The organism is Allobosea sp. NPDC055332 (assembly GCF_053645455.1).
In genome coordinates this window covers 498098-522600 of the sequence record NZ_JBSHMO010000005.1, presented here as the reverse complement: position 1 = coordinate 522600, position 24503 = coordinate 498098, and the positions used below count along the sequence as shown (strand labels likewise).

Sequence of the window (24503 nt, the reverse complement as noted above, 5' to 3'; positions counted from 1 at the left end):
CTGATGATGGCGATGTGCTTAGTGCCGGGCCATGCCTCTTCCCGACCCGAAAACACGCCATCCGATCGCCGGCTGGAAGGGCACGGCCTTCCTCAAGGCCGTCGTCGACCATCCGCTCGTCGAGGTCGGCGACTACTCCTACTATGACGACTCGCGCGGCCCGGAGCATTTCCTCGCCCGCTGCGTGCGCTATCATTTCGACTTCATCGGCGACCGGCTGATCATCGGTAAATTCGTCGCCATCGCCCAGGCGGCGCAATTCATCATGAACGGCGCCAACCATCCGATGGGCGGCTTCTCGACCTATCCGTTCGGCATGTTCGGCTTCGAGAACGTGCCCGACTTCACCCGCGACGGCCTGGCCCTGCGCGGCGACACCGTGATCGGCAACGATGTCTGGATCGGCCGCGAGGCGGTGATCATGCCCGGCGTCAGCATCGGCGACGGCGCGATCATCGGCACCCGCGCCCAGGTTTCGCGCGACGTGCCGCCCTATGCCGTGGTGGTCGGCAATCCCGGCCGCGTCATGAAGCTACGCTTCCCGCCGGATGTCATCGCAGCACTGCTCGAGATCCGCTGGTGGGACTGGGAGGCGGAAAAGATCGCGCGCAACCTGCCCTTGATCGCCGGCGCGGACATCGACGCGCTGCGCGCCGCCGTGTAGGCAAAGGCGATGACCTCAGATCAGACCACGCCCTTCAGCGACGACGAACTCGAATCCGCCCGAAAACTGTTCGAGGGCCCATGGGACTTCGTCTGGGCCTCGACCCGGATCGACGACCTGCCGCCCATGGTCGGGCAGGAGATCGCCTTCGCCGGCCGTTCCAATGTCGGCAAGTCGAGCCTGATCAATGCGCTCACCCGCCGCAACGCGCTGGCGCGGACCTCCCACACGCCGGGCCGCACCCAGCAGCTCAACTTCTTCCGCCAGGTCGGCCATGACGAGCGGCTGACCATCGTCGACATGCCCGGCTATGGCTATGCCGCCGTCGGCAAGGAGAAGGTCGCGGCCTGGACGAAGCTGATCCACGATTATCTGCGCGGCCGCGCCAATCTGATGCGCGTCTACGTGCTGATCGACGCCCGCCACGGAATCAAGGATGTCGACGGGGACGTGCTGGAAACGCTCGACAAGGCCGCCGTCTCCTATCAGGTGATCCTGACCAAGGGCGATGCGCTCAAGAAGTCCGAGCAGGAGGCGGTGATCGAGGCGACCGCCGCGACGATCAAGCGCCGGCCCGCTGCCTTCCCTGAGGTGCTGCTGACCTCCAGTGAGAAAGGTCTCGGCATCCCCGAGTTCCGGGCGGCGATCGCAAGGGCGCTGGCCGAGCGGGCATAGCTATCCGCCGATCCCCACTGATTTCGGAGGAGGATATCCTGAAGGCGGTGACAGACAGCGCGGCAGCGGCAGATGGCGGCTCGCTCGCCTTGTTCGTCGAGCATGCGGACGGGACGGCCGAGACCTTCGTCATCAATCGCTCGATCGCGAGCCGCGGAACGGCCTCCTACAACAAGGTGTCGTCGAACCTGCGTGTTCTCACTCCGGCCGATTGCCTGGGTATCGCGGTCGCACTCGAAGCGCTGTTGCACGAAACACCGGACATTCACCCGGTCGGCGAATTCATCGGCGCATTGAGGGCGATGGGACGAGCGGAGTAGAGCCCGGACCGCTTCAAGGCAGGTTCTCGCGCAGCACGATCTCGATGCCGGGCCGGGCCGTGCCCTCCGCCGCCGGCCGGCCGGCGCGTAAGTTTGCGAAGATCGCAACGCAGCTCATCAGCGTCGCCAGCGGCTGCTGGGTGATCACCGCGTCCATGGTGCCGTCGACGAGCAGGCCGCGCGTCTCCGGCGTCAGGCCATGGCCGACGAAGACCACGTCCTGCCGCCCGGCTTCCTTCAGCGCCCGGGCAATGCCCTCCGGCCCGCCGCCGATATTGTAGATGCCGGCCAGGTCCGGATGCTGGCCGAGCAGGGTCTTGGTCTGGCGGTAGTTCTTGGCCTCGTCGTCATGGCCTTCGCGCAAGCCGACGACCTCGATGTCCGGATAGAGTTCCTCGAACAGGTGCAGGAAGCCCATCTCGCGCTCCTCGTGGGCGCGATAGCTCAGGCTGCCGGCGATCATCGCGACTTTCGCCCGGCGCGGGCCGATGAAGCGGGCGATGAGCTGGCCGGCGGTGCGCCCGGCAGCGCGGTTGTCGAGGCCGACATAGGCGGCGCGGGCGGTGTTGGCGATGTCCGAGATCAAGGTGACACTCGGCACGCCGCGCTCGGCGAGGGCATCGACCGCCTCGCGCACGGTTGGGTGCTCCAGCGCCATGAAGGCGATGCCGTCGACCTCGCGGCCGATGCGCCGGAGCTCATGGGCGAGCAGTTCCGGCTTGAAGCTCTCGATATGCTCGACCCGGGCCCGCATGTTGAACGAGGCCAGCTGGTCCTGCGACCCCGCGATCAGCCGGCCGAGCAGGCCGAGGAAGCGATTGTTTCCGGCCGGCAGCAGGAAGGCGAGCCGCAAGGGGCGGAGCGCGCTCGCCGGCAGCGTGCCCTCCATGACATAGCCGAGCTCGCCCGCCGCCTTCAGTACGCGCTGGACGGTCGCAGGCCGCACGCCCGGGCGCTGGTTCAGCACCCGGTCGACGGTCGCAGTCGAGACCCCGGCGAGGCGCGCGACATCCTCGACCCGCGCCATCTGGCGGCGGCGGGGGAGCGCGTTCTCCTCGTCAGGATTGCGGATCGGCGCATTCATTCAATCAAAAACCATCAGAAAATGAGCTTGAAGACCATCAGACGCGATTTCTATGCTGGGCGTCAAGCACTCAAGAGCGATCAACTCGCATCAGCCGTCCAGGGAGGACATCATGACCGGACCGAGCCGCCGCACGCTCATCAAGGGCCTCGCCGCCGCCCCCGCCGCATCGCTGATCGGCATGCCGATGATCGCGCGGGCCGCCGAGATCGAGCTGAAATACGGCAACAACCTGCCGCTCAGCCATCCGCTCAACATCCGCGCCCAGCAGGCGGCCGAGCGCGTCGCCAAGGAGACGAACGGGCGGGTCGAGATCAAGATCTTCCCGAACAACCAGCTCGGCGGCGACACCGACATGCTGAGCCAGGTCCGCAATGGCGGGATCACCTTCTTCACCCCGTCGGCGCTGGTGATCGCGACGCTGGTGCCGGTCGCGGCGATCAACGCGGTCGGCTTCGCCTTCGCCGATTACGACCAGGTCTGGAAGGCGATGGACGGGCCGGTCGGCGCGCATGTCCGCGCCGCGATCGAGAAGGTCAATCTCTATGCCTTCGAGAAGATGTGGGACAACGGCTTCCGCCAGATGACCACCTCGGGCAAGGCGATCGAGCAGGCGGCCGACATGGCCTCGCTCAAGATCCGCGTGCCGGTCTCGCCGCTCTCGATCTCGATGTTCAAGGCGCTCGGCGCTGCCCCGGCCAGCCTGCAGTTCTCCGAGGTCTATTCGGCGCTGCAGACCAAGGTGGTCGATGCACAGGAGAACCCGCTGCCGATCATCCAGGTCGCCAAGCTCTATGAAGTCCAGAAGAGCTGCGCGGTCTCGAACCATATCTGGGACGGCTTCTGGTTCATCGCCAATGGCCGCGCCTGGAAGGGCCTGCCGGCGGACATCCAGAAGATCGTGGCGTCCGCGATCAACGACGCCGGCGTCGCCCAGCGCGGCGACATCAAGAGCCTCAACGATACCGTGCAGGCTGATCTGCAGTCGAAGGGGCTTGCCTTCAACAAGACCAACCCCGACAGCTTCCGGGCCAAGCTCCGCGACGGCGGGTTCTACAAGGAATGGCAGGAGCGCTTCGGCGCCGAGGCCTGGAGCCTGCTCGAGGGAGCGGTCGGCAAGCTCGCCTGAGGCTTGCCGGAACCGACATCCCGGGGAAACACCATGGACGCTCACGCCGCCACTTTGCCGCCGCCGGCCGCGCCGGCGACCGGCCTCGGTCGCCTCGCGGACAGGCTCGACCGCGCCGTCGGCACGGTGGTCGAGCTCGTCGCGGCTGTGCTGGTCCTCGCCGAGATCATCATCCTCGGAGCGGGCGTCACCGCCCGCTACGCCTTCCACGCCCCTTTGGTCTGGTCGGACGAGCTCGCTTCGATCCTGTTTCTCTGGCTCTCCATGCTCGGCGCGGTCGTGGCCCTGCGCCGCGGCGAGCATATGCGCATGACCGGGCTCGTCACCCGCGTCGGCCCGCAGGCGCGCCTCCTGCTCGAAGCACTCGCGATCACCGCGGCGATCGCCTTTCTGGTGATGATCCTGCCGGATGCGCTGGACTACGCCGAGGACGAGCGTTTCATCGTCACCCCCGCGCTGGAGATCGCCAATTCCTGGCGCGCCGCCGCGCTGCCGATCGGCATCGTGCTGATGCTGTTCGCCGCCTTCTGCCGGCTGCTGCGCTTCGGCGCCTGGAAGACGGTCGCGCTGGCGATCGGCACCACCGTGGCCCTCATCATCCTGTTCTGGCTCCTCGGGCCAGTGCTTAAGCCGCTCGGCAAGCTCAACCTTGTGATCTTCTTCGTCGGCGTCGTCGCGGCGAACGTCTTCGCGGGGGTGCCGATCGCCTTCTCCTTCGCGCTCGCCACCTTCGGCTACCTCTCGCTGACGACCTCGACGCCGATGGTGGTGATGGTCGGCCGACTCGACGAGGGCATGAGCCATCTCATCCTGCTCGCCGTGCCGCTGTTCATCTTCCTCGGCGCGCTGATCGAGATGACCGGCATGGCCCGCGCCATGATCCAGTTCCTGGCCTCTCTGCTCGGCCATGTCCGCGGCGGCCTGTCCTATGTGCTGGTCGGCGCGATGTACCTGGTCTCGGGCATCTCAGGCTCGAAGATCGCCGACATGGCCGCGATCGCGCCGGTGCTGTTCCCGGAGATGCAGAAGCGCGGCGCCAAGCCCGGCGACCTCGTCGCGCTGCTCTCGGCGACCGGCGCGCAGACCGAGACGATCCCACCCTCGATCGTGCTGATCACCATCGGCTCGGTCACCGGCGTCTCGATCGCGGCGCTCTTCACCGGCGGCATGCTGCCGGCCGTCGTGCTCGGCATCGCGCTCTGCTTCGTCGTCTGGTGGCGCAACAGGGGCGAAGATCTCAGCCACGTCACCAAGTACTCGAAACGCGAGATCGGCAGGCTCTGTCTAATCGCGGCGCCGGCGATCGCGCTGCCCTTCGTCATCCGCGCCGCCGTCGTCGAGGGGGTCGCCACCGCGACCGAGGTCTCGACCATCGGCATCGCCTATGCGGTGCTGGCGGGCATCCTGATCTACCGGCAATTCGACTGGCGCCGGCTCAAGCGCATGCTGGTCGACACGGCATCGCTCACCGGCGCGATCATCTTCATCATCGGCTGTGCCACCGCTATGGCCTGGGGCCTGACGCAATCGGGTTTCTCGCAGGACCTCGCCAAGGTCATGGCGGCAGTTCCCGGCGGCACCTGGGGCTTCCTCGCCATCTCGATCGTCGCCTTCGTCATCCTCGGCAGCGTGCTCGAAGGCATCCCGGCGATCGTGCTGTTTGGGCCGCTGCTCTTCCCGATCGCCAAGCAGATCGGCGTGCACGAGGTGCATTATTCGATGGTCGTGATCTTCGCGATGGGCATCGGGCTTTTCGCTCCGCCCTTCGGCGTCGGCTATTACGGCGCCTGCGCGATCTCGAAGATCAATCCCGACGAGGGGCTGAAATACATCTGGGCCTATGTCGCGGCCCTGCTGGTCGGCCTCGTCATCGTCGCCGCCGTGCCGTGGTTCTCCATCGGCTTCCTCTAGGCATTTTCGCAGGAAAGCACCCATGAGCCGTCATTTTGGCCAGATCCGTCAGGCCGGCTATGTCGTCCCCGATATCGAGGCGGCAATGGACTATTGGAGCCGGGTGCTCGGCGTCGGGCCGTTCTTCTACAATCCCAAGGTTCCGATCAGGAACTACCGCTACAAGGGTGAGGCCTATGAGCCGCACAACTCGGTGGCGCTCGCCAATTCCGGCCCGCTGCAGATCGAATTGATCCAGTGCCGCAATGCAGTGCCGTCGATGTACAAGGACTTCACCGATGCCGGCCATAGTGGCCTGCAGCATGTCGCCTACTGGACTTCGGACTATGACGCCGACCTGGAGCGGCTGCTGGCCGAGGGCTTCCAGCCGGTGATGTCGGGCGAGGTCGGCGAGCGCGGCCGCTTCATCTATTTCGACACGCATTACCACCCCGGCACGGTGATCGAGCTCTCTGAGGTCGCCGGCCCCAAGGGCGAGATGTTCCGGCTGATCCGCGAGGCGGCCGAGAGCTGGGATGGCAAAGATCCGGTGCGGCCGTTCCCCGACCTCAGCAAGCTCTGAGCGATCATGGCGCCCTCCCGTCATTGCGAGGAGGCGAAGCCGACGAAGCAATCCAGAAGGATTGCGCGAGACCTCCTGGATTGCTTCGCTACGCTCGCAATGACGGGGGCGGCGACTTCGGAACATGACCATGTCTGCTGAACGGTTCGACGCCACCTATCTGATCGAGACGCCGCTCGATCCGCGCAAGGTCGCGGACGTCATGGCCGGCGAGCAGTCGAGCGGGACCTTCACCCGCGTCGCCGGCGAGACCGACGAACTGCGCGACCGCACCCGCGCCGCCGTCGTCGCGGTCGAGGAACTCGATAGCGCAGCCGAGCCAAGCCTGCCCAATGCCTGGCTGGTGCGGAAGGGCGTAGAAGGTCCGTGGCGCCGCGCCAGGATCACGCTCTCCTTCCCGGTCGACAATGTCGGGGCCAACCTGCCGACGCTGGCCTCGATCGTCGCCGGCAACCTGTTCGATCTCGGCGAGGTCACAGGCCTCAGGCTCGAGAGCATGGCTCTGCCCGCCGCCTATCGCCGCCTCTTCCCGCTGCCGACCCGCGGCATCGCCGGCACCCGTCGGGCGACCGGCGTGATTGATGGCCCGATGATCGGCTCGATCATCAAGCCCAATGTCGGCCTGCGCCCCTATGAGACTGCAGAATTGGTCGGCCGGCTCTGCGCCGCCGGGCTCGACTTCATCAAGGATGACGAGATCTCGGCCGATCCGGTGCATGCGCCACTGGCCCAGCGGGTGCCTGCGGTGATGGCCGCGGTGCGCCGCCATCAGGACCGCACCGGCAAGGCGGTGATGGTCGCCTTCAATATCACGGCCGAGACCGACCAGATGCGCCGCCATGCCGAGCTGGTCGAGCGTGAGGGCGGCTCCTGCGTCATGGTCAGCCTGAACTGGTGCGGTTTTTCGGCGGTCGAGACCCTGCGCCGCTCGACCAGCCTTGCCCTGCACGGCCACCGCAACGGTTTTGGCGCGCTATCGCGCCATCCGCTGCTCGGCATCGGCTTCCAGGCTTACCAGACGCTGTGGCGACTGACCGGCGTCGACCACATGCATGTCCATGGTTTGCAGGGCAAATTCGCGCAGGAGGACGAGGAGGTGGTGACCTCCGCCAGGGATTGCGTGACGCCACTGACTGACGGAATCGACGACCGCGTCCTGCCAGCCTTCTCCTCCGGGCAATGGGCCGGCACGGCGCAAACGACCTGGGACGCGATCGGCCATGACGACCTCCTGTTCATGGCCGGCGGCGGCATCCTCGCCCACCCCGCCGGGCCGGCGGCCGGCGTCGCCAGCATCCGCCAGGCCTGGCAGGCGGTCGCGGCCGGCGTGCCGCTGAGCGCGGCAGCGAAGGAGCACGACGAGCTCGCGCAGGCGCTCGCCTTCTTCGGCAAGGGCAGCGGCTGAACATGGCGAATGAGGCGCCCCGCTACGGCTGGTATGGCGACGACTTCACCGGCGCGACCGATACGCTCGCCACGCTGGCGGAAGCCGGACAGCGCGCTCTGCTCTTCCTGCGCATCCCGACGCCCGAGCAACTCGCCAGTGCCGGAGCGCTGGACGCGGTCGGGATCGCCGGGGCGACGCGGGCGATGGCGCCCGACGCCATGGCACTGGAGCTGGACGAAGCCGGGCGCTTCTTCGCCAGGCTCGGCATCGACCTGCTGCACTATAAATGCTGCTCGACCTTCGACAGCGCGCCCGAGGTCGGCAGTCTCGGTGCGGCGGCGCGCGCCTTGCGGCCGCATTTCCCCAATCCGCTGCTGCCGGTGATCGGCGGCCAGCCCAATCTCGGGCGCTATTGCCTGTTCGGCACTCTCTTCGCCGCGGCGGGAGCGGGCGGTGCCGTCCACCGCATCGACCGCCACCCGACCATGAGCGTCCACCCGGTGACGCCGATGGGCGAGGCCGATCTGCGGCGGCATCTTGCAGCGCAAGGACTGGAGCGCGTCGCGCTCGTCGACTATCGCAGCCATGAGACCGATGGAGCCGGGCAGACCCTTGATGCCGCCTTGGCGTCGCGGCCCGAGGCCGTACTCTTCGACGTGTCGCGCCCGTCGGATCTCATCGCGATCAGCGCGCTGCTGCACGAGCGAATGAGCGCAGGGCCGATGCTCGCAATCGGCGCGAGCTCGGTGGCACAGGCCTTCGCTGGCTTCCCGCAAGCTGCAAAAGCCGAGATGCCGAAGCTGGCGCGCAGCGAGTCGGGCGGGAACCTGCTCGCTCTGGTCGGCAGCCTGTCGCCGGTGACCCGCGCCCAGGTCGAGCTTGCGGAGGGCTATGAGCGGATCACGATCGATCCGGCGCGACTGACCGGCGAGCCCGCCTATCTCGAGGCGTTACGCTGCGAGGCGCTCACCCGCCTGGCCGAGCGCAATGTCATGCTGATCACCGACCGACCGGCCGGCGCTCCCGCCGACACCAGCAAGGTCGCGGCCGCGACCGGAGCACTGCTGCGCGCGATCATGAGCGAAGCGCGGATCGCGCGGCTGGTCGTCGCTGGCGGCGACACCTCGACGCTGGCGATCCGCTCGCTCGATCTCTGGGGCCTGTCCTACCGCTCGCCCTGCACGCCGGGCGCGCCGCTCTGCCGCGCCCATAGCGACGATGCCAGGCTCGATGGCCTCGACATCGTGCTGAAGGGCGGCCAGATGGGCACGCCCGACTTCTTCAACCGCGTCGCCGAGACAGCTTGAGCCGGTCCGCGCTCACGGGCAGACGAAGCCGCCCTGATTGTCGGGCACGCAGCGCGAGCCGTTCGGCAGGTTGAGCGCGCCGGAGCGGTCACGCCGGACATAGGCGCCATTGGGCAGGCTGAAGCCGCCGCTCTGGTCAGTCTGCACGCGCGTTCCATCCGGCAATTGCAGGCCGCCGGCGCCGTCGCTGACGATTCGCTTGGTCATCACGGTGGCGCCGGGCGCAGGGCTTGGCGCCAGGCCGGGAGGCGGGGCGCCGAAGCGCTGCGGCTGGGAGCAACCTGCCACAATACCGGCGAGGCCGATAGCTCCGGCCACGATGAATGCGCGTCTCATACCAATCCGCCTCCTCAATATGCCTTCATCAAATCCGCAGTCTCTGACAGGTCCGGACTGCGGTCCAGCGCACCGCCGCGTGCGCAGAGGCAGGATCGACCAGTGATTGTGCCACTTTCATGACGAGTAGGTCGGCTTCCGACGCATGGCCAGGAGGATTGCCTAGCCGCACCGATATCCGCGACAGTTCCATCCGGGACGGACGCCGGAGAATAAAAGGGCATGGTCGACTGGACGAAGGGGCGGGCCGAGGCACAGGCGATCGCCGAACCCTGGACGCGACAGGGCGGGCCGGGCGGCGCCATCGTGCTGTTCGACCGCGACGGCGTGCGCGAGAGTGCGAGTGGCGGCTTTGCCGTGATCGAGCATCGCCTGCCCTTCACCGCCGACACGCAGAACCGGCTGGCCTCGATCAGCAAGCATATCTGCGCTTCCGTGCTGCTGATAGAGGGCGTGCCGCTGGAGGAAACACTCGGCAGCTTCATCCCAGAGCTGCCGGACGCGCTCGGCGCGGTGCCGCTCGGCCGGGCGCTCGACATGACCGGCGCGCTGCCGGACATGATGGAGGCGCTCTGGCAGCAGGGCACGCCGTTCACCGCGAGCCTCAGCGCCGCCGAGATCTTCGCCTCCGCCTGCCGCCTGCCCGGGCTCAATGCCGAGCCCGGCACGGAGATGGCGTACTCCAACACCGGCTGGCGCCTGGCCCAGGCGATCCTCGAGCGCCGGACCGGCAAAAGCGCAGCGCAGCTGGTGGAAGAGCTGATGGCGCCAGCCTCACTGCCGATCCGCTTCGTCTCCGACGAGAGCGAGGTCGTCCCCGGGCTCGCCACCGGCTACTGGCATGACGGGCAGGCGTGGCGGCGCGGCTTCTATGGCTTCAACTTCTCGGCCTCCGGCGGCATGGCCGGCAGCGCGGCGGGGCTGGCGCGCTGGGCTGCCGGCCTGATGGCCGGGCGCGGCTCTCAAGCCGGGCTGCTCGACCAGCTCACTGCTCCACGCCAGTTCAGCGATGGCAGCCAGAGCCTCTACCGGCTGGGCCTGGTCGCGACCGAGCTCGGCGGAACCTGGATCATCGGCCATGGCGGCTCGCTGACCGGCTATCGCAACCACATGCTGATGGCCCCGGAGCAGGGCGTCGGCGTCGTCGTCCTGACCAATCGCGAGGAGGATGCGCTCTGGCCGGCCCTGCGCGTGCTGGCGGCGCTGACCGACGAGGCCTTGCCGGGCGATCCTGAGCATATTCCCAACGGACTCTACGCCACAGAGGACGGGCCGTTCTGGGCCGAATTCGCTGGCGGCGCCATCAGCGTCATGGGCGGCTATGAGAAGCTCGTCTCGGATGGCGAAGGCGGTCTGCGCAGCCTGCCAGCCTATCTCGATATTCGGCTGAAGGAAGAGACCGACGGCGCGCTGACAGGCAGGATCGGCGGGGTATCGCGCCGGCTGCTGCCGGTGCCGGCCGAAGCAGAACTTGACCTGCGCCTCATCGGGCGCTGGCGCGACAACCAGCTCGGCGTCGAGATCACGATCCGCGCTGACGGCACGGCGTCCTGGCCCTGGGCCGGGACGATCGGCCGTGAGACCCGGCTGACGCCGTTGCCCGGCGGGCGGGCGCTGGCCGATCTCATGCATGGCCCGTGGCGACACCGGCCTTGCCTCTGGCTGCAGCCGGACGGAAGCTTGCGGCTCGCCGGCCATCGTTCGCGCATCCTGCATTTCCAACGCATCGAGGAAGGCCAATCATGATCCGTTCCCGTCTTGCCGCGACACTCATCGGCACGACCGCGCTGCTGCTCGCCGCCGGCGTGCAGGCCCAGCCGGCACCGAAGAATGTGCTGCGGGTCGCGCCGCACGCCGATCTCAAGACGCTGGACCCGGTCGCAGCCTCGATCGTCATCACCCGCATGCACGGGCTGATGATCTACGAGACGCTGTTCGCCTGGGACGCCAACCTCCAGCCCAAGCCGCAGATGGTCGAGAGCTTCTCGACCTCGGACGACAAGCTGAGCTGGACATTCACCTTGCGGCCGGGCCTGAAATTCCATGACGGCCAGCCGGTGACGACGCGCGATGTCATCGCCTCGCTGACACGCTGGATGAAGCGCGACACGATCGGCGGCAAGCTCGGCGAATACACCGAAGGGATGGAGGCGAAGGACGACAAGACCTTCGTGCTCAGGCTGAAGAAGCCGATGGCGCTGGTGCCCTTCGCGCTCGGCTCGGCCGTCGGCCAGATCCCGGTGATCATGCGCGAGGCCGATGCGACCACCGACCCGATGAAGCCGGTGACCGAGACGATCGGCTCCGGCCCGTTCAAATTCAACCGCGCGGAATGGCGCAGCGGCGCCAAGGTCATCTACGACAAGAATACCGACTATGTGCCGCGCGCCGAGCCGGCCGACGGGCTTGCCGGCGGGCGCGTCGTCAAGGTCGACCGGGTCGAGTGGCTGATCATGCCGGACGCGGCGACAGCCGCAGCCGCGCTGCAGACCGGTGAGATCGACATCTGGGAGCAGCCGAGCCAGGACCTGATCCCGGTGGTCGCAGCGGCAAAAGACGTCAAGGTCGAGCGCTATTCCAACCTCGCCAACCAGGTGATGCTGCGGCCGAACAGCCTGCATCCGCCCTTTGACAACCCGAAGGCGCGGCTCGCCCTCGCCTATGCCACCGACCAGGCCGAGTTCCTGGCCGGCGGCTTCGGCGACGAGGAATGGTGGAAGCGCTGCGCCGCCTACTTCATCTGTGGTGCGCCCAACGGCACGCAGGCTGGCACGGAAGCTTACGCCAAGCCCGATCTGGAGAAGGCGAAGCAGTTGCTGGCGGAGGCCGGCTACAAGGGCGAGAAGCTGGTGCTGACCACCAGCAACGACATCGCCGCGATCGGCCGGATGGCCGAGGTCGCTGCCGCCCAGCTGAAGAAGGCCGGCGTCAATGTCGACGTCCAGTTTTCCGACTGGGGCACCGTCACCACGCGCCAGCAGAACAAGAGCCCGCCGGACCAGGGCGGCTGGAACCTGTTCGTGACCTATGCCTCGGGCGCGACCATGCAGTCGCCGATGACCAATATCGGCACCAACATGGCCTGCGAGAAGGCCTGGGCCGGCTGGCCCTGCGATGCCGAAGCCGAGAAGCTGCGCGGCGCCGTGGTCGATGCGCCCGACGACGCGGCCCGCAAGGCGGCAGTCGAAGCGCTGCACAAGCGGCTCGCCGACATGCAGCCCTATCGCGTGCTCGGCCAGTTTGACCAACCCTATGCCCGGCGCGCCACTGTCTCGGGCGTGCTGGCAGCACCGGTGATGCTGTTCTGGAACGTCGAGAAGAAATGAGGCCGAGGCGGCGTTAACCGGTTCCTGACCGATTGCGGACGAGACTCAGGCGGAACGATTCGCCTTCTTAGTCTCGTGAGAGCGTAATGGGTCAGGTCCTGATGGGTCAGGTGTTGCAGTTCCGTTTGAAGCCGCCCGCCGTCGAACACGACGGCGAGGCGCTCGATCTCATGTCGGCGATCGACTTCGCCCTGCGCGACCTCGCCGACATCACTCCGCACATCCTGCACGAGCCCAGCCGCGAGCAGGCCCGGCAATGCCGGCAAATGCTGCAGGACGCCTTCGACGCGGCGCTGCGCGTCGGCTGAACTCAGTCGCGCCTGACGTCGACGACATAGCCCTCGTCATTGATGACGACGCGGATGTCTTCGCCCTCATCGTCGGTGCCCGAGACAATCCAGAGGCCGCGACGGCGACCGACGTTCTCGACATCGACGACGCCGCGACGGCGGGCAATGCGGACAGCATCGCGTCGGCTGATGCCGTAGTCATCGTCCTCGTCATAGGTCGGCGCCGGCCCCCGGGGCGGGCGCGGCGGCGCGATAGGCACCTCGGGCGGCGGAACCTCGATCGGTGGCGGAACGGCGCGTGGCGGCGCGCCAACCCCGCCGCTTAACGCCTGCGCAAGCGCCGGCGCGGCGGGAACGAGGCCGAGGCAGGCGGTCAGGACGAAACGACGGGTCAGCATGGCCGATCTCCAGCGGAGGTTCGCCTTTGCGTAGGCAGAGATTGGGTCAGAATCTGGTCGGGATTGCGGGCGAACCTTGCCTGTGACAGGCATCGCTCGGGGCGAGAGGAGATGCGTTGCATGCAGCCAGCCTGGGCGATCGGCCTGATGACCGGAACGGTCCTCGATGGCAATATCGACATCGCCGCCATCCGGACCGATGGCACGGCGGTCGCCGAATTCGGGCCGTGGCGGCTCTCGCCCTATCGCCAGGAGGTTCGCGATTTGCTGGCGGAGGCCGTGCAGGCGGCGCTCGGCTGGCGTTTCGAGGGACCGGAGCCCGCGATCTTCGCCGAGGCCGAACGTGCCCTGACACTGGCGCAAGGCGAGGCCGTCGCCGAATTCCTCGCCGCTGAAGGAATCGCGGCCAGCGATGTCGCGGCCATCGGCTTCCATGGGCAGACGGTGCTGCATCGCGCCCCGACCAGGGAACGCCAGGGCGACACCCGCCAGCTCGGTGACGGCGCGCTGATGGCCGGGCAACTCGGCATCGATGTCGTCTATGATTTCCGCACCGCCGATGTCTGCGCCGGCGGCCAGGGCGCGCCGCTGGTCGCGAGCTATCACGCCGCGTTGATGCGCAGCCTCGGGGCCGGGCAGGAGACCGCCGTGCTCAATCTCGGTGGCGTTGGCAATCTCAGCGCCTTCGCCGACACGACCCAGGTGCTCGCCTTCGACACCGGGCCGGGCAACGCGCCGCTCAATGACTGGATCAAGCAACACGGCAAGGGCGAAATGGATCGCGACGGCGCCTTCTCGCTTGCCGGCAGCGTCGATGAAGAGAGGCTCGCGCGGCTGCTCGAGCACCGCTACCTCTTCGCGCCTTATCCGAAATCGCTCGATCGCCATGATTTCACGGCCGCAATGGCCGAGGGCCTCTCCTTCGCCGACGGGGCGGCGACGCTGACCGCCTTCACCGCCGGCGCGGTCGGACGCGGGCTCGATCTGCTCCCGATCAGACCGCAAAGGCTGATCGTCTGCGGCGGCGGCCGGCGCAATCCAGCGATCATGACGGCGCTCAATGCGCGCACCGGCACCGAGGCCATTCCGGCAGAAGCTGTCGGCTGGCGTGGCGATGCGATCGAGGCGGAATGCTTCGCCTTCCTCGCCATGCGTCGCAAGGCCGGCCTGCCGATCTCCTTCCCGCTGACCACCGGCGTGCCAGCGCCGATGACAGGAGGGAAAATTGCCCACGCGGATTGACAGCAATGTCATCCCCGACGTTTAGAGAGGGCCATGAGCAAGTTCGCCTTCGAGCCCCTCGCCATCCCTGCCGTCGTGCTGATCAGGCCGAAGAAGTTCGGCGATGCGCGCGGCTACTTCATGGAGACCTATAGCTCCGAGGCCTTCGCGGCGGCCGGCATCGATGCCGTCTTCGCCCAGGACAACCAGTCGCTCTCGGCATCGCGCGGCGTGGTGCGCGGCCTGCATTTCCAGAAGCCGCCGGCGGCGCAGGCCAAGCTCGTCCGGGTGCTGAAGGGCGCGATCTTCGATGTTGCCGTCGATATCCGCCTGGGATCGCCGAGCTATGGCAGATGGTGCGCAGCGACGCTCACGGCCGAGGGCGCCGAGCAGCTCTTCGTTCCCCGCGGCTTCGCCCATGGCTTCTGCACGCTCGAGCCCGGCACCGAGGTCACCTACAAGGTCGATGGCCCCTACGCGCCCGAGACCGAGGGCGGCATCGCCTGGAACGACCCGGAGCTTGCGATCGACTGGCCGGTCGCGACGGCCGAGGCGCAGCTCTCCGGCAAGGACGCCGTCCTGCCCGGCTTCGCCGGCTTCGCCAGCCCATTCCGCTGCGAGGCCCAGCCATGAAGCGCTATCTCGTCACCGGCGGCGCCGGCTTCATCGGCTCGGCCGTGGTGCGCCATCTCATCCGGCAGACGCCGCATCAGGTGCTGGTCGTCGACAAGCTGACCTATGCCGGCAATCGCGACAATCTCAGCTCCGTCTCGAACGATCCGCGTCTCGCCTTCCTGCAGGCCGATATCGGCGATGCCACGGCGATGCGGCAGGCCTTCGCCGAGTTCAGGCCCGACATCGTCATGCATCTCGCCGCCGAGAGCCATGTCGACCGCTCGATCGACGGGCCGGCCGCCTTCATCGAGACCAACATCGTCGGCTCCTTCGTGCTGCTGCAGGAGGGGTTGCGGCACTGGCGCTCTCTTGCGCCGGCGGAGCAGGCGGGCTTTCGCTTCCACCAGATCTCGACTGACGAGGTCTTCGGCTCACTCGGCGAGGACGGGCTGTTCAGCGAAACCTCGCCCTATCAGCCGAACTCGCCCTATTCGGCCTCGAAGGCAGCCTCGGACCATCTCGCGCGCGCCTGGCACCACACCTATGGGCTGCCGGTCGTGCTCTCGAACTGCTCGAACAATTACGGGCCCTATCACTTCCCCGAGAAGCTGATCCCGCTGATGATCCTCAACGCGCTCGAGGGCAAGGCATTACCGGTCTATGGCTCGGGCGCCCAGGTCCGCGACTGGCTGCATGTCGAGGACCATGCCCGCGCGCTCGCTGTGATCGCCGAGCGCGGCCGGATCGGCGAGAGCTACAATGTCGGCGGCTGCGCCGAGCGCAGCAATCTCGAAGTTGTGCAGGCGATCTGCGCGCTGATGGATGAGCTCGCGCCCGATGCCGCGCTCGGCCCGCGCGAGCGCCTGATCCGCTTCGTCGCCGACCGGCCGGGCCATGACCAGCGCTATGCGATCGATGCCAGCAAGATCGAGCGCGAGCTCGGCTGGCGGCCGCAGGAGAGCTTCGACAGCGGTCTCAGGAAGACGGTCGCCTGGTATCTGGAGAACCGCGACTGGTGGAGCCGGATCCGCTCCGGCGTCTATCGCGGCGAGCGCCTCGGGGCCGGCTGACTGCTCCGAGGCCTGCGACCTCGCGCCGCTATCACCCGCTTGTCATTGGCTTTTCTCGACGGAAGCGGGCATCTGATCGACATGACCGCGACGAGCCTTCCGCGCCGGACCGCATTCCGGCTGTTGCAGTGCGCCTCATTGGCGCTGGCCCTGCTGGCGCCTGCGTCGCTGCTCGCCGCCGAATCCGCCGCCGTGACCTCGGCGCGCGTCAACGCCACGCTGCTGTCGAGCCGCGACGCCGTCGCCCCGGGCGAGCGCTTTCAGGTCGCCCTCACCCAGAAGCTGGCGCCGGGCTGGCACAGCTACTGGCAGAACCCCGGCGATTCCGGCGAGGCGACGCGGATCGAGTGGACGCTGCCGGACGGTGTGAGCGCCGGCGCGATCCAGTGGCCGGCACCGAAGGCGATCCGGGTCGAGCCTCTCGTCAATTTCGGCTTCGAGGACAATGTCCTGCTGCCGGTCGAGATTTCCGTCCCAGCCAATGCCAAGCCGGGCGAGACGCTGACGCTCTCGGCCAAGGCGACCTGGCTGGTCTGCGAGAAGATCTGCATTCCCGAGGAAGGCGCCTTCACCCTCGATCTACCGATCGCGCCGGCTGGCATTGTCGACACGGCTGCCGAGGCGCGGATCGATGAGGCGCGCGCTGCCCTGCCGAAGCCAGCCGGCTTCACCGCCAGGCTGACGGCGAAGGGCGGGGACAAGCTCGCGCTCGCTTTGCCGGGCCTGCCGGCTGGCGCCAGCGATGTCCGCTTCTTCCCGATCCTTGATACGCTGATCGAGCATGCGGCCGAGCAGCCGCTCGCGAACGGCGCACTCACCCTCACACGCTCGACGGCCTTCAAGGTCGGCACGCCGACGACAGAAGGCGTCCTCACCTTCGACGATAGCGGCACCAGGCGCGCGCTGGCGCTCAACGCCGAGGTCGAGCCAGCTCTGCTGCAGATGGTCGCCGCCCCGGCGCAGGCGCCGGCGAAGGTCGTTCTGCCGCCGCCTCCGGCCGAGGATCTCTCACTCCTTCTGGCGTTGGCCTTCGCTTTCGCCGGTGGCCTGATCCTCAACCTGATGCCCTGCGTGCTGCCGGTGCTGTTCATCAAGGCGCTCGGCTTCGCCCAGGTCGCGCAGGCGAGCCGCAGTGAAGTGCGCCAGCAGGGCCTGCTCTTCCTCACCGGCGTGCTTGCGACCTTCTTCGTGCTGGCGTCGCTGGTGATCGCGCTCGGCGCCGGCTGGGGCTTCCAGCTGCAGTCACCGCCGCTGGTCATCCTGCTCGCCGTGCTGATGACGCTGATCGGCTTCAACCTGATCGGCGCCTTCGAGATCGGCGGCCGCCTGCAGGGTGTCGGCGACGGGCTCGCCAGCCGCAGTGGCCCGGTCGGCGCCTTCATGACCGGCGCGCTCGCTGTGGTGGTGGCGACGCCTTGCACTGCCCCGTTTATGGGCGCGGCGATGGGCTATGCGCTGACCCAGCCGCCGGCCGCGGCGCTGTCGATCTTCATGGCGCTGGCGCTCGGCTTCGCCGCGCCGGTGGTGGCGCTCTCCTTCGCGCCCGGGCTGCTGCGACTGCTGCCGAAGCCCGGCCGCTGGATGCTCATCCTGAAGCAGGCCTTCGCCTTCCCGATGTTCGCGACCGCGATCTGGCTGGTCTGGGTCGCGACCATGCAGGCCGGCGCCGATGGTGCGCTCGCCGCGCTCGTCGCAATCCTGGTCGCCGGCTTCGCGCTCTGGCTGGTCGGCGTCACCCGCGGCAGCGGTCGTGGCGTGCGCGCCGTCGCGGCGGCGGCGGCCATCCTGCTCGTCGGTGCGACTTCGGCCTTCGTCATCGAAAGCGCGACACCGTCTCCGCAGCCGACCGCGCAGGCCGGGACAGATGCGCCGGGCGTCTGGTCGCCGGTGCGGGTTGCTGAATTACAGGCGCAAGGCAAGCCGGTCTTCGTCAACTTCACCGCGGCCTGGTGCATCACCTGCCTCGCCAATGACCGGGTCGCGCTGTCGCGGCAGGAGGTGAAGGACGCCTTCACCAAGCTCGGCGTCACCTATCTCAAGGCCGACTGGACCAATCGCGACGCGACCATCGCCGCGACGTTGGCGGAGTATGGCCGCGCCGGCGTGCCGCTCTACCTGTTCTATCCGGGAACGAAGGGCGCGCAGGCGGAGGTGCTGCCGCAATTGCTGACACCCGAAACCGTGGTGAGCGCGGCCCAGCGTGCCGCTGGCCGCGAGGTGAAGACCGCGTCCAGCCAATAGTGAGGCCGAGCCCCGACATTTCAACCTCAGCAGGGAGACTGAAGATGAAAGCCGTGAGCAGACAGACCTTCATCGCCGGCATTGCCGCCACCGCACTGGCGCTCGCCTCCGGCGCCGCCTTCGCCCAGAGCGCGGCCAAGCCCGGCGCCAAGGCGCCCGATTTCTCCGCCGTCGACGTCGACGGCAAGCTGCAGAAGCTCTCGGACTATGCCGGCAAGACGGTGATCCTCGAATGGACCAACCATGACTGCCCCTATGTCCGCAAGCACTACAACAGTGCGACCATGCAGACCCTGCAGAAGGACATGGCCAAGGACGGCATCGTCTGGCTCTCGGTGATCTCTTCGCCGGTGGGCGAGCAGGGCCATGTCGACGCCGCCAAGGCCAAGGACCTCGGCAGGACGCGCGACGCCGCGCCGGCCTCGATCCTGCTCGACCCGAAGAGCCAGCTGGCGCGTGCCTATGGCGCCCAGACGACGCCGCACATGTACATCATCGATCCCAAGGGCACGCTCGCCTATGCCGGCGCGATCGACGACAAGCCCTCGTCGAGCGCCTCGAGCCTCAGCGGTGCGAAGAGCTATGTCCGCCAGGCAGTGGCCGAGCTCAAAGCCGGCAAGGCGGTCTCCGAGCCGGCGACCAAGGCCTATGGCTGCGTGGTGAAATACGCGCCGGTGAGCTGAGTCTTCCCTTCTCCCCTTGCGGGAGAAGGTGGCGCGCAGCGCCGGATGAGGGGGCGCACTGCCGTTTCCAGCATCGCCGCTTGCCAATCCTGAGACGTCGCGAGACCCCTCACCCCAACCCTCTCCTGCAAGGGGAGAGGGGGCAGGTCGCGGCTCCTCGCGCTCAAGCCTTCCCGAGCCGAACGCCGCTCTCCGCGTCGAAGACATGGACCTTGTCGGGGTCGACCGAGATCCAGAGCCGGCCCGCCTGGGCCGCGACCTCCCCGGTCGCCGCCTGCATGACGAAGGGCTTGCCGGCGAGCTGGCCGTGGAAGAGCTGGGTCGCGCCGAGCTCCTCGATGAACTCGACGTCGAAGGGCAGCGAGCCGGCCGCACCTTCCGAAGCGATCTCGATGTCCTCAGGCCGCAGGCCGACCTCGACCGCGGTGCCAACAGGCAGATCCTCGCGCAGATCGCGCGCCTGCAGCAGGGCATCGCCGAGCGCGATGATGCCGTGCCCGTCGACCTTGGCCGGCAGCAGGTTCATCGGCGGCGAGCCGATGAAGGTGGCGACGAAGCGGCTCGCCGGCTTGCGATAGACCTCGGCCGGCACGCCGATCTGCTCGACCTGGCCGCCATTCATCACCACCAGCTTGTCGGAGAGCGTCATCGCCTCGACCTGGTCATGGGTGACGTAGATCGCGGTGACGCCAAGCGCGCGCTGCAGTTTCTTGATCTCGACGCGCATCTGCACGCGCAGCTTGGCGTCGAGATTGGAAAGCGGCTCATCGAACAGGAAGACCTGCGGCTTGCGCACGATGGCGCGGCCCATGGCGACGCGCTGGCGCTGGCCGCCGGAGAGCTGGCGCGGGCGACGCTGCAGGAAGGGCTCGATGGCGAGGATGCGGGCGGCCTCGGCGACGCGCTTCTCGATCTCGTCCTTGGGCGTGCCGCGATTGCGCAGGCCATAGGCCATGTTGTCGTAGACGCTCATATGCGGATAGAGCGCGTAGTTCTGGAAGACCATGGCGATGTCGCGGTCGGCCGGCTCGACCTGGTTGACGACACGGCTGCCGATCGCGACCTCGCCGGCCGAGATCGTCTCGAGCCCCGCGACCATGCGCAGCAAGGTCGACTTGCCGCAGCCGGACGGGCCGACGAGGACGCAGAAGCCGCCATCGGGAATGTCGAAGGAGACGCCCTTCACCGCCTCGACGCCGCCGGCATAGATCTTCTTGACGTTGTTGAGCGTGACCTGAGCCATTGGCGGGCTACTTCTCTGTCTCGACGAGGCCCTTCACGAAGAGCCTCTGCATGGCGATGACGACGAGGACCGGGGGCAGCATGGCGAGCATGGCGGTGGCCATGGCGAGCTGCCATTCGGTCAGGGCGTCGGAGGTGGTGATCATCTTGCGGATGCCGATCACGATGGTCTGCATCGAGTCCTTGGTCGTGATCAGCAGCGGCCAGAGATACTGGTTCCAGCCATAGATGAACTGGATGACGAAGAGCGCCGCGATCGTGGTCAGCGAGAGCGGCAGCACCGTGTCCTTGAAGAACTTGAACGGGCCGGCGCCATCGATCTTCGAGGCCTCCAGCAATTCGTCCGGAATGGTCATGAAGAATTGCCGGAACAGCAAGGTGCCGGTCGCCGAGGCGATCAGCGGCACGGCCAGGCCCTGATAGCTGTCGAGCATGCCGAGATCGGAGACGACCTTGAAGGTCGGGAAGATGCGGACCTCGACCGGGAGCATCAACGTGACGAAGATGATCCAGAACGCCGCCATCCGGAACGGGAAGCGGTAATAGACGATGGCGTAGGCCGAGAGCACCGAGATGAAGATCTTACCCAGCGCGATCGTCATCGCCATGATGAAGGAGTTCAGCATCATGCTCGCCACCGGCTCGCGGGTGGAGCCCGAAGTGCCGACGAAGAGGATGCGGTAGTAGTTCTCCAGGAAGTGCGGGCCGGGATAGAGCGGCAACTGCCCGTTGATGATGGTGGCGTTGTCCCAGGTCGAGGCGACGAAGGTCAGCCAGACCGGAAAGGCGCAGATGAGCACGCCGATCGTCAGGATGATGTAGGCGATCGCATCGCCCAAGCGGCGGTCCTCGACCATCAGCCTTGCCCTCCGCGCTCACTCAGAAGCTTCGCCAACGCATCTGCCGAAGCGTCGAGGAAGGCCTTGCCCTTTTCCGGCGTGGCCTTGCGGGCATCGCCGATCACACCGGTTCCGGTCATCTCGCGGAACGGCTTGTACTGGCCGACGGTCGGCCGGGTCAGCGCGGTCAGGTCGGCACCCAGCATGCCGAACGCTTCCGGGAGACGGTCCTGCCGCACCGTCTCCGGCGCCAGCACCATCATCATCGAGGTCTCGACCTCGCAGGCATGCAGCACGCTGACCTGATCGTCCATGAAGGGCGCCATCGCTTCCTGCGCCAGCAGGAAATAGGTGGTGGCGCGGATCTGGAGCGAGGTCTCCCTGGCGAAGTCCGGCAGGAAGGCGGCGAGCGCGGCGATGTTGCCGCCATGGCCGTTGACGATGACGACACGGTGGAACCCGTGGCGTTCCAGGCTCTTGAGGAGCGCGAGCAGAACAGCGCGATAGGTCGGGATGTCGAAGGTGAAGGTGCCGCCAAAGGCCATGTGGTGCTCGGCCATGCCGCACCAGAGCGTCGGAGCGACGACGACCTCGACATCCCCGGCGCGCTCGGCCGCAAGCTTGCAGACGCCGCTGCACAGGATGGTGTCGACGCCAACCGGCAGATGCGGGCCGTGCTGCTCCATCGAGGCGACCGGCAGCACGACGACGGCATCCTTCGCCGCCTTCTCGCGCAATTCCTCGGCGGTGAGCTCCTGCCAGAGTACGGACGCCATCAGTAGTTCACCTTCCGCTCGATGAAGCGGAACTGGAAGGCGGTCATGCCGATGACCATGATCAGCAGGATCACCGACTGCGCTGCCGAGCCGCCGAGATTGGTGCCGCCCTTGCCGTCGGAATAGACCTTGTAGACCAGCGTCTCGGTCGCACCCGACGGACCGCCGCCGCTGATGGTATCGATGATGCCGAAGGTGTCGAAGAAGACGTAGACGAGGTTGACGACCAGCAGGAAGAAGGTCGTCGGCGAGAGCAGCGGAAAGACGATGGTCCAGAAGCGCCGCATCGGCCGGGCGCCGTCGATCACCGCTGCCTCGATCACGCTCTTGGGGATCGACTGCAGGCCGGCGAGGAAGAACAGGAAGTTGTAGGAGATCTGCTTCCAGGTCGCGGCCAGGATGACCAGCGTCATCGCATCATTGCCGTTGAGGCGCGGATTCCAGGCGACGCCAAGGCTCTGCAGCCCCCGCGCCAGCATGCCGAGCGAGGGATCGAACATGAAGATCCAGAGCACGCCGGCGATGGCCGGCGCGACGGCATAGGGCCAGATCAGCAGCGTCTTGTAGATCTCTGCGCCGCGGATCTGCCGATCCGCCATCACCGCGAAGAGCAGCGCCAGCGAGAGCGAGAGCAGCGCGACGAAGACCGAAAAGATGCCGGTGTTGATCAGCGCCTTGTAGTATTCGGGCTTGGCGAACAGGTCGCGATAGTTCTCGAACCAGACGAACTCGGTCGAGATGCCGAAGGCGTCCTGCAGCAGGAAGCTCTGCCAGACGGCCTGGCTCGCCGGCCAGTAGAAGAAGACGAGCGTGATCGCGAGCTGCGGCAGGAGCAGCAGCAGCGGGATCGTCAGCCCCTTGAAGTGAGCATATTTCTGCATCGGCCAGCCCGGCGGCAAGGAAGGCCGGGATTATGGTCCCGGCCTCCGATCAGTCTTGTCTTACTTGGCGGTACGCTCGAACTGGCGCAGCGCCTGGTTGCCACGCTCATTAGCCGCATCGAGTGCCGCCTTCGGCGTCTTCTGGCCGTTCAGGGCCGCCTCGATCTCCTCCGACCAGATGTCACGGATCTGGACGAGGCCGCCGAAACGGACGCCGCGCGAGTTGTCGGTCGGCTCCTTGTTGTTGAGTTCGAGCAGCGGCGTCTCGAGATAGGGGTTCTGCTTGTAGAAGCCCGACGCCTTGACCTTCTCATAGGCCGCCTTGGTGATCGGCAGATAGCCGGACTCGGTGTGCAGCTTCACCTGCCGGTCGACGTCCGAGAGGAAGGTGAAGAACTTGGCGACGCCCTTGTACTCGTCGGCCTTCTTGCCGCCCATGACCCAGAGCGAAGCGCCGCCGATGATCGAGTTCTGCGGGGCGCCGGCGACATCCGGATAATACGGCATCGGCGCATTCGACCAGTCGAACTTGGCGTTGGCCTTGACGTTGCCGAAGAAGGCCGAGGAGGTCAGGAACAGCGGGCATTCGCCCGAGGTGAAACGGCCTTCGCCGGTGTTGGTGCGGCCGGAATAGGAGAACACGCCTTCCTTCTGCAGATTGGCGAGGTTGGTCAGATGCTTGACGAAGAGGTCGCCGTTGATCTTGAACTCGGTGTCGAAGCCGTCGAAGCCGTTGGCCTTGGTGCCGACCGGCACGTTGTGCCAGGCACCGAGCTGCTCGATATTGGCCCAGGTCGTCCAGGCGGTGGAAATGCCGCACTTGTCCCAGCCGGCGGCCTTCAATTTCCTGGCGGCTTCGAACGCTTCCGGCCAGGTCTTCGGCGGGGCCTCCGGCAGGCCGGCCTTCTTCAGCGCGTCCTTGTTGTACCACATCACCATCGAGGACGAGTTGAACGGGAAGGAGAGCATCTCGCCCTTCGTCGTCGAATAGTAACCGGTGATCGCCGGCAGGTAGCTCTTCGGATCGAACTTCTCGCCCGCGTCCTTCATCACGTCGGCGACCGGCTTGATCGCGCCCTTGGCCGACATCATCGTCGCGGTGCCGACCTCGAACACCTGCATGATGTGCGGCGCGTTGCCGGCGCGGAAGGCGGCGATGCCGGCGTTCAGCGTGTCGGGATAGGAACCCTTGTAGGCGACGACGACCTTGTAGTCCTTCTGCGAGGCGTTGAACTCCTCGGCCAGCTTGACGACGACGTCGTTGTTGGCGCCGGTCATGGCGTGCCACCACTGGATTTCGGTCTGCGCCATAGCCGGCGAAGCAGCGGCGAGTGCGAACACGCCGGCCGCGGTCAGGGTCTTGAATTTGAAGGTCATGATCAGCTCCCTCTCAGCCCCCGGTATGCGCGGGCGTTCTTGTCGTTGGTGCGCAAGCTAGCATGAAGCCGGGGCGACAGTTCAATGACAAAACGATGACATTTCCGCCCCGCTGTGGACGCGCATCCGCGCACTTGCGATTTCCTGCGGAAGCGGCTGTTCTTCCCAC

The 24503-nt window shown here is 67.0% G+C and carries 24 protein-coding genes; 16 read left to right on the top strand and 8 right to left on the bottom strand.

The annotated features are described in order from the left end of the window. The first annotated feature begins 31 nt into the window (after positions 1-31). From ACWIGM_RS27975 to ACWIGM_RS27965, 3 genes are read left to right on the top strand one after another with little or no spacing between them, the layout of a single operon-like run. On the top strand, positions 32-664 hold the full coding sequence (locus ACWIGM_RS27975) for a CatB-related O-acetyltransferase (RefSeq protein ID WP_454029240.1): 633 nt from the start codon (positions 32-34) through the stop codon (positions 662-664). A gap of 9 nt (positions 665-673) precedes the next feature. After that, the gene (gene yihA, locus ACWIGM_RS27970) at positions 674-1339 is read left to right on the top strand and encodes a ribosome biogenesis GTP-binding protein YihA/YsxC (RefSeq protein ID WP_454029239.1); all 666 of its coding nucleotides are present in this window, start codon (positions 674-676) and stop codon (positions 1337-1339) included. Between the two features lie 35 nt (positions 1340-1374). Next, entirely contained in the window at positions 1375-1659 is a 285-nt protein-coding gene (locus ACWIGM_RS27965) for a hypothetical protein (protein ID WP_454029417.1), read from the top strand. Between the two features lie 13 nt (positions 1660-1672). Here ACWIGM_RS27965 and ACWIGM_RS27960 read toward each other — a convergent pair whose 3' ends face one another. Further along, complete coding sequence (locus ACWIGM_RS27960; RefSeq protein WP_454029238.1) at positions 1673-2743, bottom strand: LacI family DNA-binding transcriptional regulator; 1071 nt, start codon at positions 2741-2743, stop codon at positions 1673-1675. A 112-nt stretch (positions 2744-2855) separates the two neighbouring features. Here ACWIGM_RS27960 and ACWIGM_RS27955 point away from each other — a divergent pair, with 112 nt between their 5' ends. From ACWIGM_RS27955 to ACWIGM_RS27935, 5 genes are all read left to right on the top strand, one after another. Next, positions 2856-3872 (top strand): TRAP transporter substrate-binding protein, encoded by a 1017-nt coding sequence (locus ACWIGM_RS27955; RefSeq protein ID WP_137882857.1) that lies wholly within the window; start codon positions 2856-2858, stop codon positions 3870-3872. Between the two features lie 33 nt (positions 3873-3905). Continuing rightward, positions 3906-5783 (top strand): TRAP transporter large permease, encoded by a 1878-nt coding sequence (locus ACWIGM_RS27950; protein WP_454029237.1) that lies wholly within the window; start codon positions 3906-3908, stop codon positions 5781-5783. A gap of 22 nt (positions 5784-5805) precedes the next feature. After that, a complete protein-coding gene (locus tag ACWIGM_RS27945) occupies positions 5806-6345 on the top strand; it encodes a VOC family protein (protein WP_454029236.1) in 540 nt (179 codons plus the stop codon). A gap of 130 nt (positions 6346-6475) precedes the next feature. Next, positions 6476-7750 carry a ribulose-bisphosphate carboxylase large subunit family protein gene (locus ACWIGM_RS27940; protein ID WP_454029235.1) on the top strand — a complete coding sequence of 425 codons (1275 nt, stop codon included), beginning with the start codon at positions 6476-6478 and terminating at the stop codon, positions 7748-7750. A gap of 2 nt (positions 7751-7752) precedes the next feature. Next, a complete protein-coding gene (locus ACWIGM_RS27935; RefSeq protein WP_454029234.1) occupies positions 7753-9039 on the top strand; it encodes a four-carbon acid sugar kinase family protein in 1287 nt (428 codons plus the stop codon). A 12-nt stretch (positions 9040-9051) separates the two neighbouring features. Here the strand turns inward: ACWIGM_RS27935 and ACWIGM_RS27930 are convergent, their stop codons facing one another. Beyond that, positions 9052-9375: a hypothetical protein gene (locus ACWIGM_RS27930; protein ID WP_454029233.1), complete on the bottom strand. Its 324-nt coding sequence runs from the start codon at positions 9373-9375 to the stop codon at positions 9052-9054. Between the two features lie 222 nt (positions 9376-9597). Here ACWIGM_RS27930 and ACWIGM_RS27925 point away from each other — a divergent pair, with 222 nt between their 5' ends. The 3 genes from ACWIGM_RS27925 (at position 9598) to ACWIGM_RS27915 (ending at position 13009) form a co-directional block, all read left to right on the top strand. Beyond that, complete coding sequence (locus ACWIGM_RS27925; RefSeq protein ID WP_454029232.1) at positions 9598-11121, top strand: serine hydrolase domain-containing protein; 1524 nt, start codon at positions 9598-9600, stop codon at positions 11119-11121. Next, entirely contained in the window at positions 11118-12701 is a 1584-nt protein-coding gene (locus ACWIGM_RS27920; RefSeq protein WP_454029231.1) for an ABC transporter substrate-binding protein, read from the top strand. The genes ACWIGM_RS27925 and ACWIGM_RS27920 overlap by 4 nt, the downstream gene beginning before the upstream one ends. A gap of 86 nt (positions 12702-12787) precedes the next feature. Next, a complete protein-coding gene (locus ACWIGM_RS27915; protein ID WP_454029230.1) occupies positions 12788-13009 on the top strand; it encodes a hypothetical protein in 222 nt (73 codons plus the stop codon). 2 nt (positions 13010-13011) lie between these two features. Here the strand turns inward: ACWIGM_RS27915 and ACWIGM_RS27910 are convergent, their stop codons facing one another. Next, entirely contained in the window at positions 13012-13389 is a 378-nt protein-coding gene (locus tag ACWIGM_RS27910; RefSeq protein ID WP_454029229.1) for a hypothetical protein, read from the bottom strand. A gap of 120 nt (positions 13390-13509) precedes the next feature. On the opposite strand from ACWIGM_RS27910, the gene ACWIGM_RS27905 reads away from it, so the two are divergent. The 5 genes from ACWIGM_RS27905 (at position 13510) to ACWIGM_RS27885 (ending at position 19219) form a co-directional block, all read left to right on the top strand. Continuing rightward, the gene (locus ACWIGM_RS27905; protein ID WP_454029228.1) at positions 13510-14631 is read left to right on the top strand and encodes an anhydro-N-acetylmuramic acid kinase; all 1122 of its coding nucleotides are present in this window, start codon (positions 13510-13512) and stop codon (positions 14629-14631) included. Positions 14632-14664: 33 nt separating this feature from the next. Further along, a complete protein-coding gene (gene rfbC / locus ACWIGM_RS27900) occupies positions 14665-15243 on the top strand; it encodes a dTDP-4-dehydrorhamnose 3,5-epimerase (RefSeq protein WP_454029227.1) in 579 nt (192 codons plus the stop codon). Continuing rightward, positions 15240-16295, top strand: coding sequence for a dTDP-glucose 4,6-dehydratase (rfbB, locus tag ACWIGM_RS27895; RefSeq protein WP_454029226.1), 1056 nt, complete (start codon positions 15240-15242; stop codon positions 16293-16295). Before rfbC ends, rfbB begins: the two co-directional genes overlap by 4 nt. Positions 16296-16376: 81 nt before the next feature. Then, on the top strand, positions 16377-18536 hold the full coding sequence (locus ACWIGM_RS27890; protein WP_454029225.1) for a protein-disulfide reductase DsbD family protein: 2160 nt from the start codon (positions 16377-16379) through the stop codon (positions 18534-18536). A gap of 44 nt (positions 18537-18580) precedes the next feature. Then, positions 18581-19219 carry a redoxin domain-containing protein gene (locus ACWIGM_RS27885; protein ID WP_454029224.1) on the top strand — a complete coding sequence of 213 codons (639 nt, stop codon included), beginning with the start codon at positions 18581-18583 and terminating at the stop codon, positions 19217-19219. A gap of 163 nt (positions 19220-19382) precedes the next feature. Here ACWIGM_RS27885 and ACWIGM_RS27880 read toward each other — a convergent pair whose 3' ends face one another. The 5 genes from ACWIGM_RS27880 to ugpB are packed head-to-tail and all read right to left on the bottom strand — an operon-like array spanning position 19383 to position 24334. Then, positions 19383-20462 carry a sn-glycerol-3-phosphate import ATP-binding protein UgpC gene (locus ACWIGM_RS27880; protein ID WP_454029223.1) on the bottom strand — a complete coding sequence of 360 codons (1080 nt, stop codon included), beginning with the start codon at positions 20460-20462 and terminating at the stop codon, positions 19383-19385. A gap of 7 nt (positions 20463-20469) precedes the next feature. Continuing rightward, positions 20470-21318: a sn-glycerol-3-phosphate ABC transporter permease UgpE gene (ugpE, locus tag ACWIGM_RS27875; protein ID WP_454029222.1), complete on the bottom strand. Its 849-nt coding sequence runs from the start codon at positions 21316-21318 to the stop codon at positions 20470-20472. Then, positions 21318-22076 (bottom strand): creatininase family protein, encoded by a 759-nt coding sequence (locus ACWIGM_RS27870; protein ID WP_454029221.1) that lies wholly within the window; start codon positions 22074-22076, stop codon positions 21318-21320. The genes ugpE and ACWIGM_RS27870 overlap by 1 nt, the downstream gene beginning before the upstream one ends. Then, positions 22076-22957: a sn-glycerol-3-phosphate ABC transporter permease UgpA gene (gene ugpA / locus ACWIGM_RS27865; protein WP_454029220.1), complete on the bottom strand. Its 882-nt coding sequence runs from the start codon at positions 22955-22957 to the stop codon at positions 22076-22078. Before ugpA ends, ACWIGM_RS27870 begins: the two co-directional genes overlap by 1 nt. 60 nt (positions 22958-23017) lie before the next feature. Next, complete coding sequence (gene ugpB / locus ACWIGM_RS27860) at positions 23018-24334, bottom strand: sn-glycerol-3-phosphate ABC transporter substrate-binding protein UgpB (RefSeq protein ID WP_454029219.1); 1317 nt, start codon at positions 24332-24334, stop codon at positions 23018-23020. Positions 24335-24503: the final 169 nt, after the last annotated feature.

Excerpts from the sequence above, each read along its gene's own strand:
- ACWIGM_RS27960 (WP_454029238.1), bottom strand. The coding sequence starts at position 2,743 with ATGAATGCGCCGATCCGCAATCCTGACGAGGAGAACGCGCTCCCCCGC.
- ACWIGM_RS27935 (WP_454029234.1), top strand. The coding sequence starts at position 7,753 with ATGGCGAATGAGGCGCCCCGCTACGGCTGGTATGGCGACGACTTCACC.
- ugpE (WP_454029222.1), bottom strand. The coding sequence starts at position 21,318 with ATGGTCGAGGACCGCCGCTTGGGCGATGCGATCGCCTACATCATCCTG.
- ACWIGM_RS27940 (WP_454029235.1), top strand. The coding sequence starts at position 6,476 with ATGTCTGCTGAACGGTTCGACGCCACCTATCTGATCGAGACGCCGCTC.
- ACWIGM_RS27925 (WP_454029232.1), top strand. The coding sequence starts at position 9,598 with ATGGTCGACTGGACGAAGGGGCGGGCCGAGGCACAGGCGATCGCCGAA.
- ugpB (WP_454029219.1), bottom strand. The coding sequence starts at position 24,334 with ATGACCTTCAAATTCAAGACCCTGACCGCGGCCGGCGTGTTCGCACTC.
- ugpA (WP_454029220.1), bottom strand. The coding sequence starts at position 22,957 with ATGCAGAAATATGCTCACTTCAAGGGGCTGACGATCCCGCTGCTGCTG.
- ACWIGM_RS27955 (WP_137882857.1), top strand. The coding sequence starts at position 2,856 with ATGACCGGACCGAGCCGCCGCACGCTCATCAAGGGCCTCGCCGCCGCC.
- ACWIGM_RS27975 (WP_454029240.1), top strand. The coding sequence starts at position 32 with ATGCCTCTTCCCGACCCGAAAACACGCCATCCGATCGCCGGCTGGAAG.
- rfbB (WP_454029226.1), top strand. The coding sequence starts at position 15,240 with ATGAAGCGCTATCTCGTCACCGGCGGCGCCGGCTTCATCGGCTCGGCC.
- rfbC (WP_454029227.1), top strand. The coding sequence starts at position 14,665 with ATGAGCAAGTTCGCCTTCGAGCCCCTCGCCATCCCTGCCGTCGTGCTG.
- ACWIGM_RS27870 (WP_454029221.1), bottom strand. The coding sequence starts at position 22,076 with ATGGCGTCCGTACTCTGGCAGGAGCTCACCGCCGAGGAATTGCGCGAG.
- ACWIGM_RS27885 (WP_454029224.1), top strand. The coding sequence starts at position 18,581 with ATGAAAGCCGTGAGCAGACAGACCTTCATCGCCGGCATTGCCGCCACC.
- yihA (WP_454029239.1), top strand. The coding sequence starts at position 674 with ATGACCTCAGATCAGACCACGCCCTTCAGCGACGACGAACTCGAATCC.
- ACWIGM_RS27920 (WP_454029231.1), top strand. The coding sequence starts at position 11,118 with ATGATCCGTTCCCGTCTTGCCGCGACACTCATCGGCACGACCGCGCTG.
- ACWIGM_RS27880 (WP_454029223.1), bottom strand. The coding sequence starts at position 20,462 with ATGGCTCAGGTCACGCTCAACAACGTCAAGAAGATCTATGCCGGCGGC.
- ACWIGM_RS27915 (WP_454029230.1), top strand. The coding sequence starts at position 12,788 with ATGGGTCAGGTCCTGATGGGTCAGGTGTTGCAGTTCCGTTTGAAGCCG.
- ACWIGM_RS27910 (WP_454029229.1), bottom strand. The coding sequence starts at position 13,389 with ATGCTGACCCGTCGTTTCGTCCTGACCGCCTGCCTCGGCCTCGTTCCC.
- ACWIGM_RS27930 (WP_454029233.1), bottom strand. The coding sequence starts at position 9,375 with ATGAGACGCGCATTCATCGTGGCCGGAGCTATCGGCCTCGCCGGTATT.
- ACWIGM_RS27905 (WP_454029228.1), top strand. The coding sequence starts at position 13,510 with ATGCAGCCAGCCTGGGCGATCGGCCTGATGACCGGAACGGTCCTCGAT.
- ACWIGM_RS27890 (WP_454029225.1), top strand. The coding sequence starts at position 16,377 with ATGACCGCGACGAGCCTTCCGCGCCGGACCGCATTCCGGCTGTTGCAG.
- ACWIGM_RS27945 (WP_454029236.1), top strand. The coding sequence starts at position 5,806 with ATGAGCCGTCATTTTGGCCAGATCCGTCAGGCCGGCTATGTCGTCCCC.
- ACWIGM_RS27950 (WP_454029237.1), top strand. The coding sequence starts at position 3,906 with ATGGACGCTCACGCCGCCACTTTGCCGCCGCCGGCCGCGCCGGCGACC.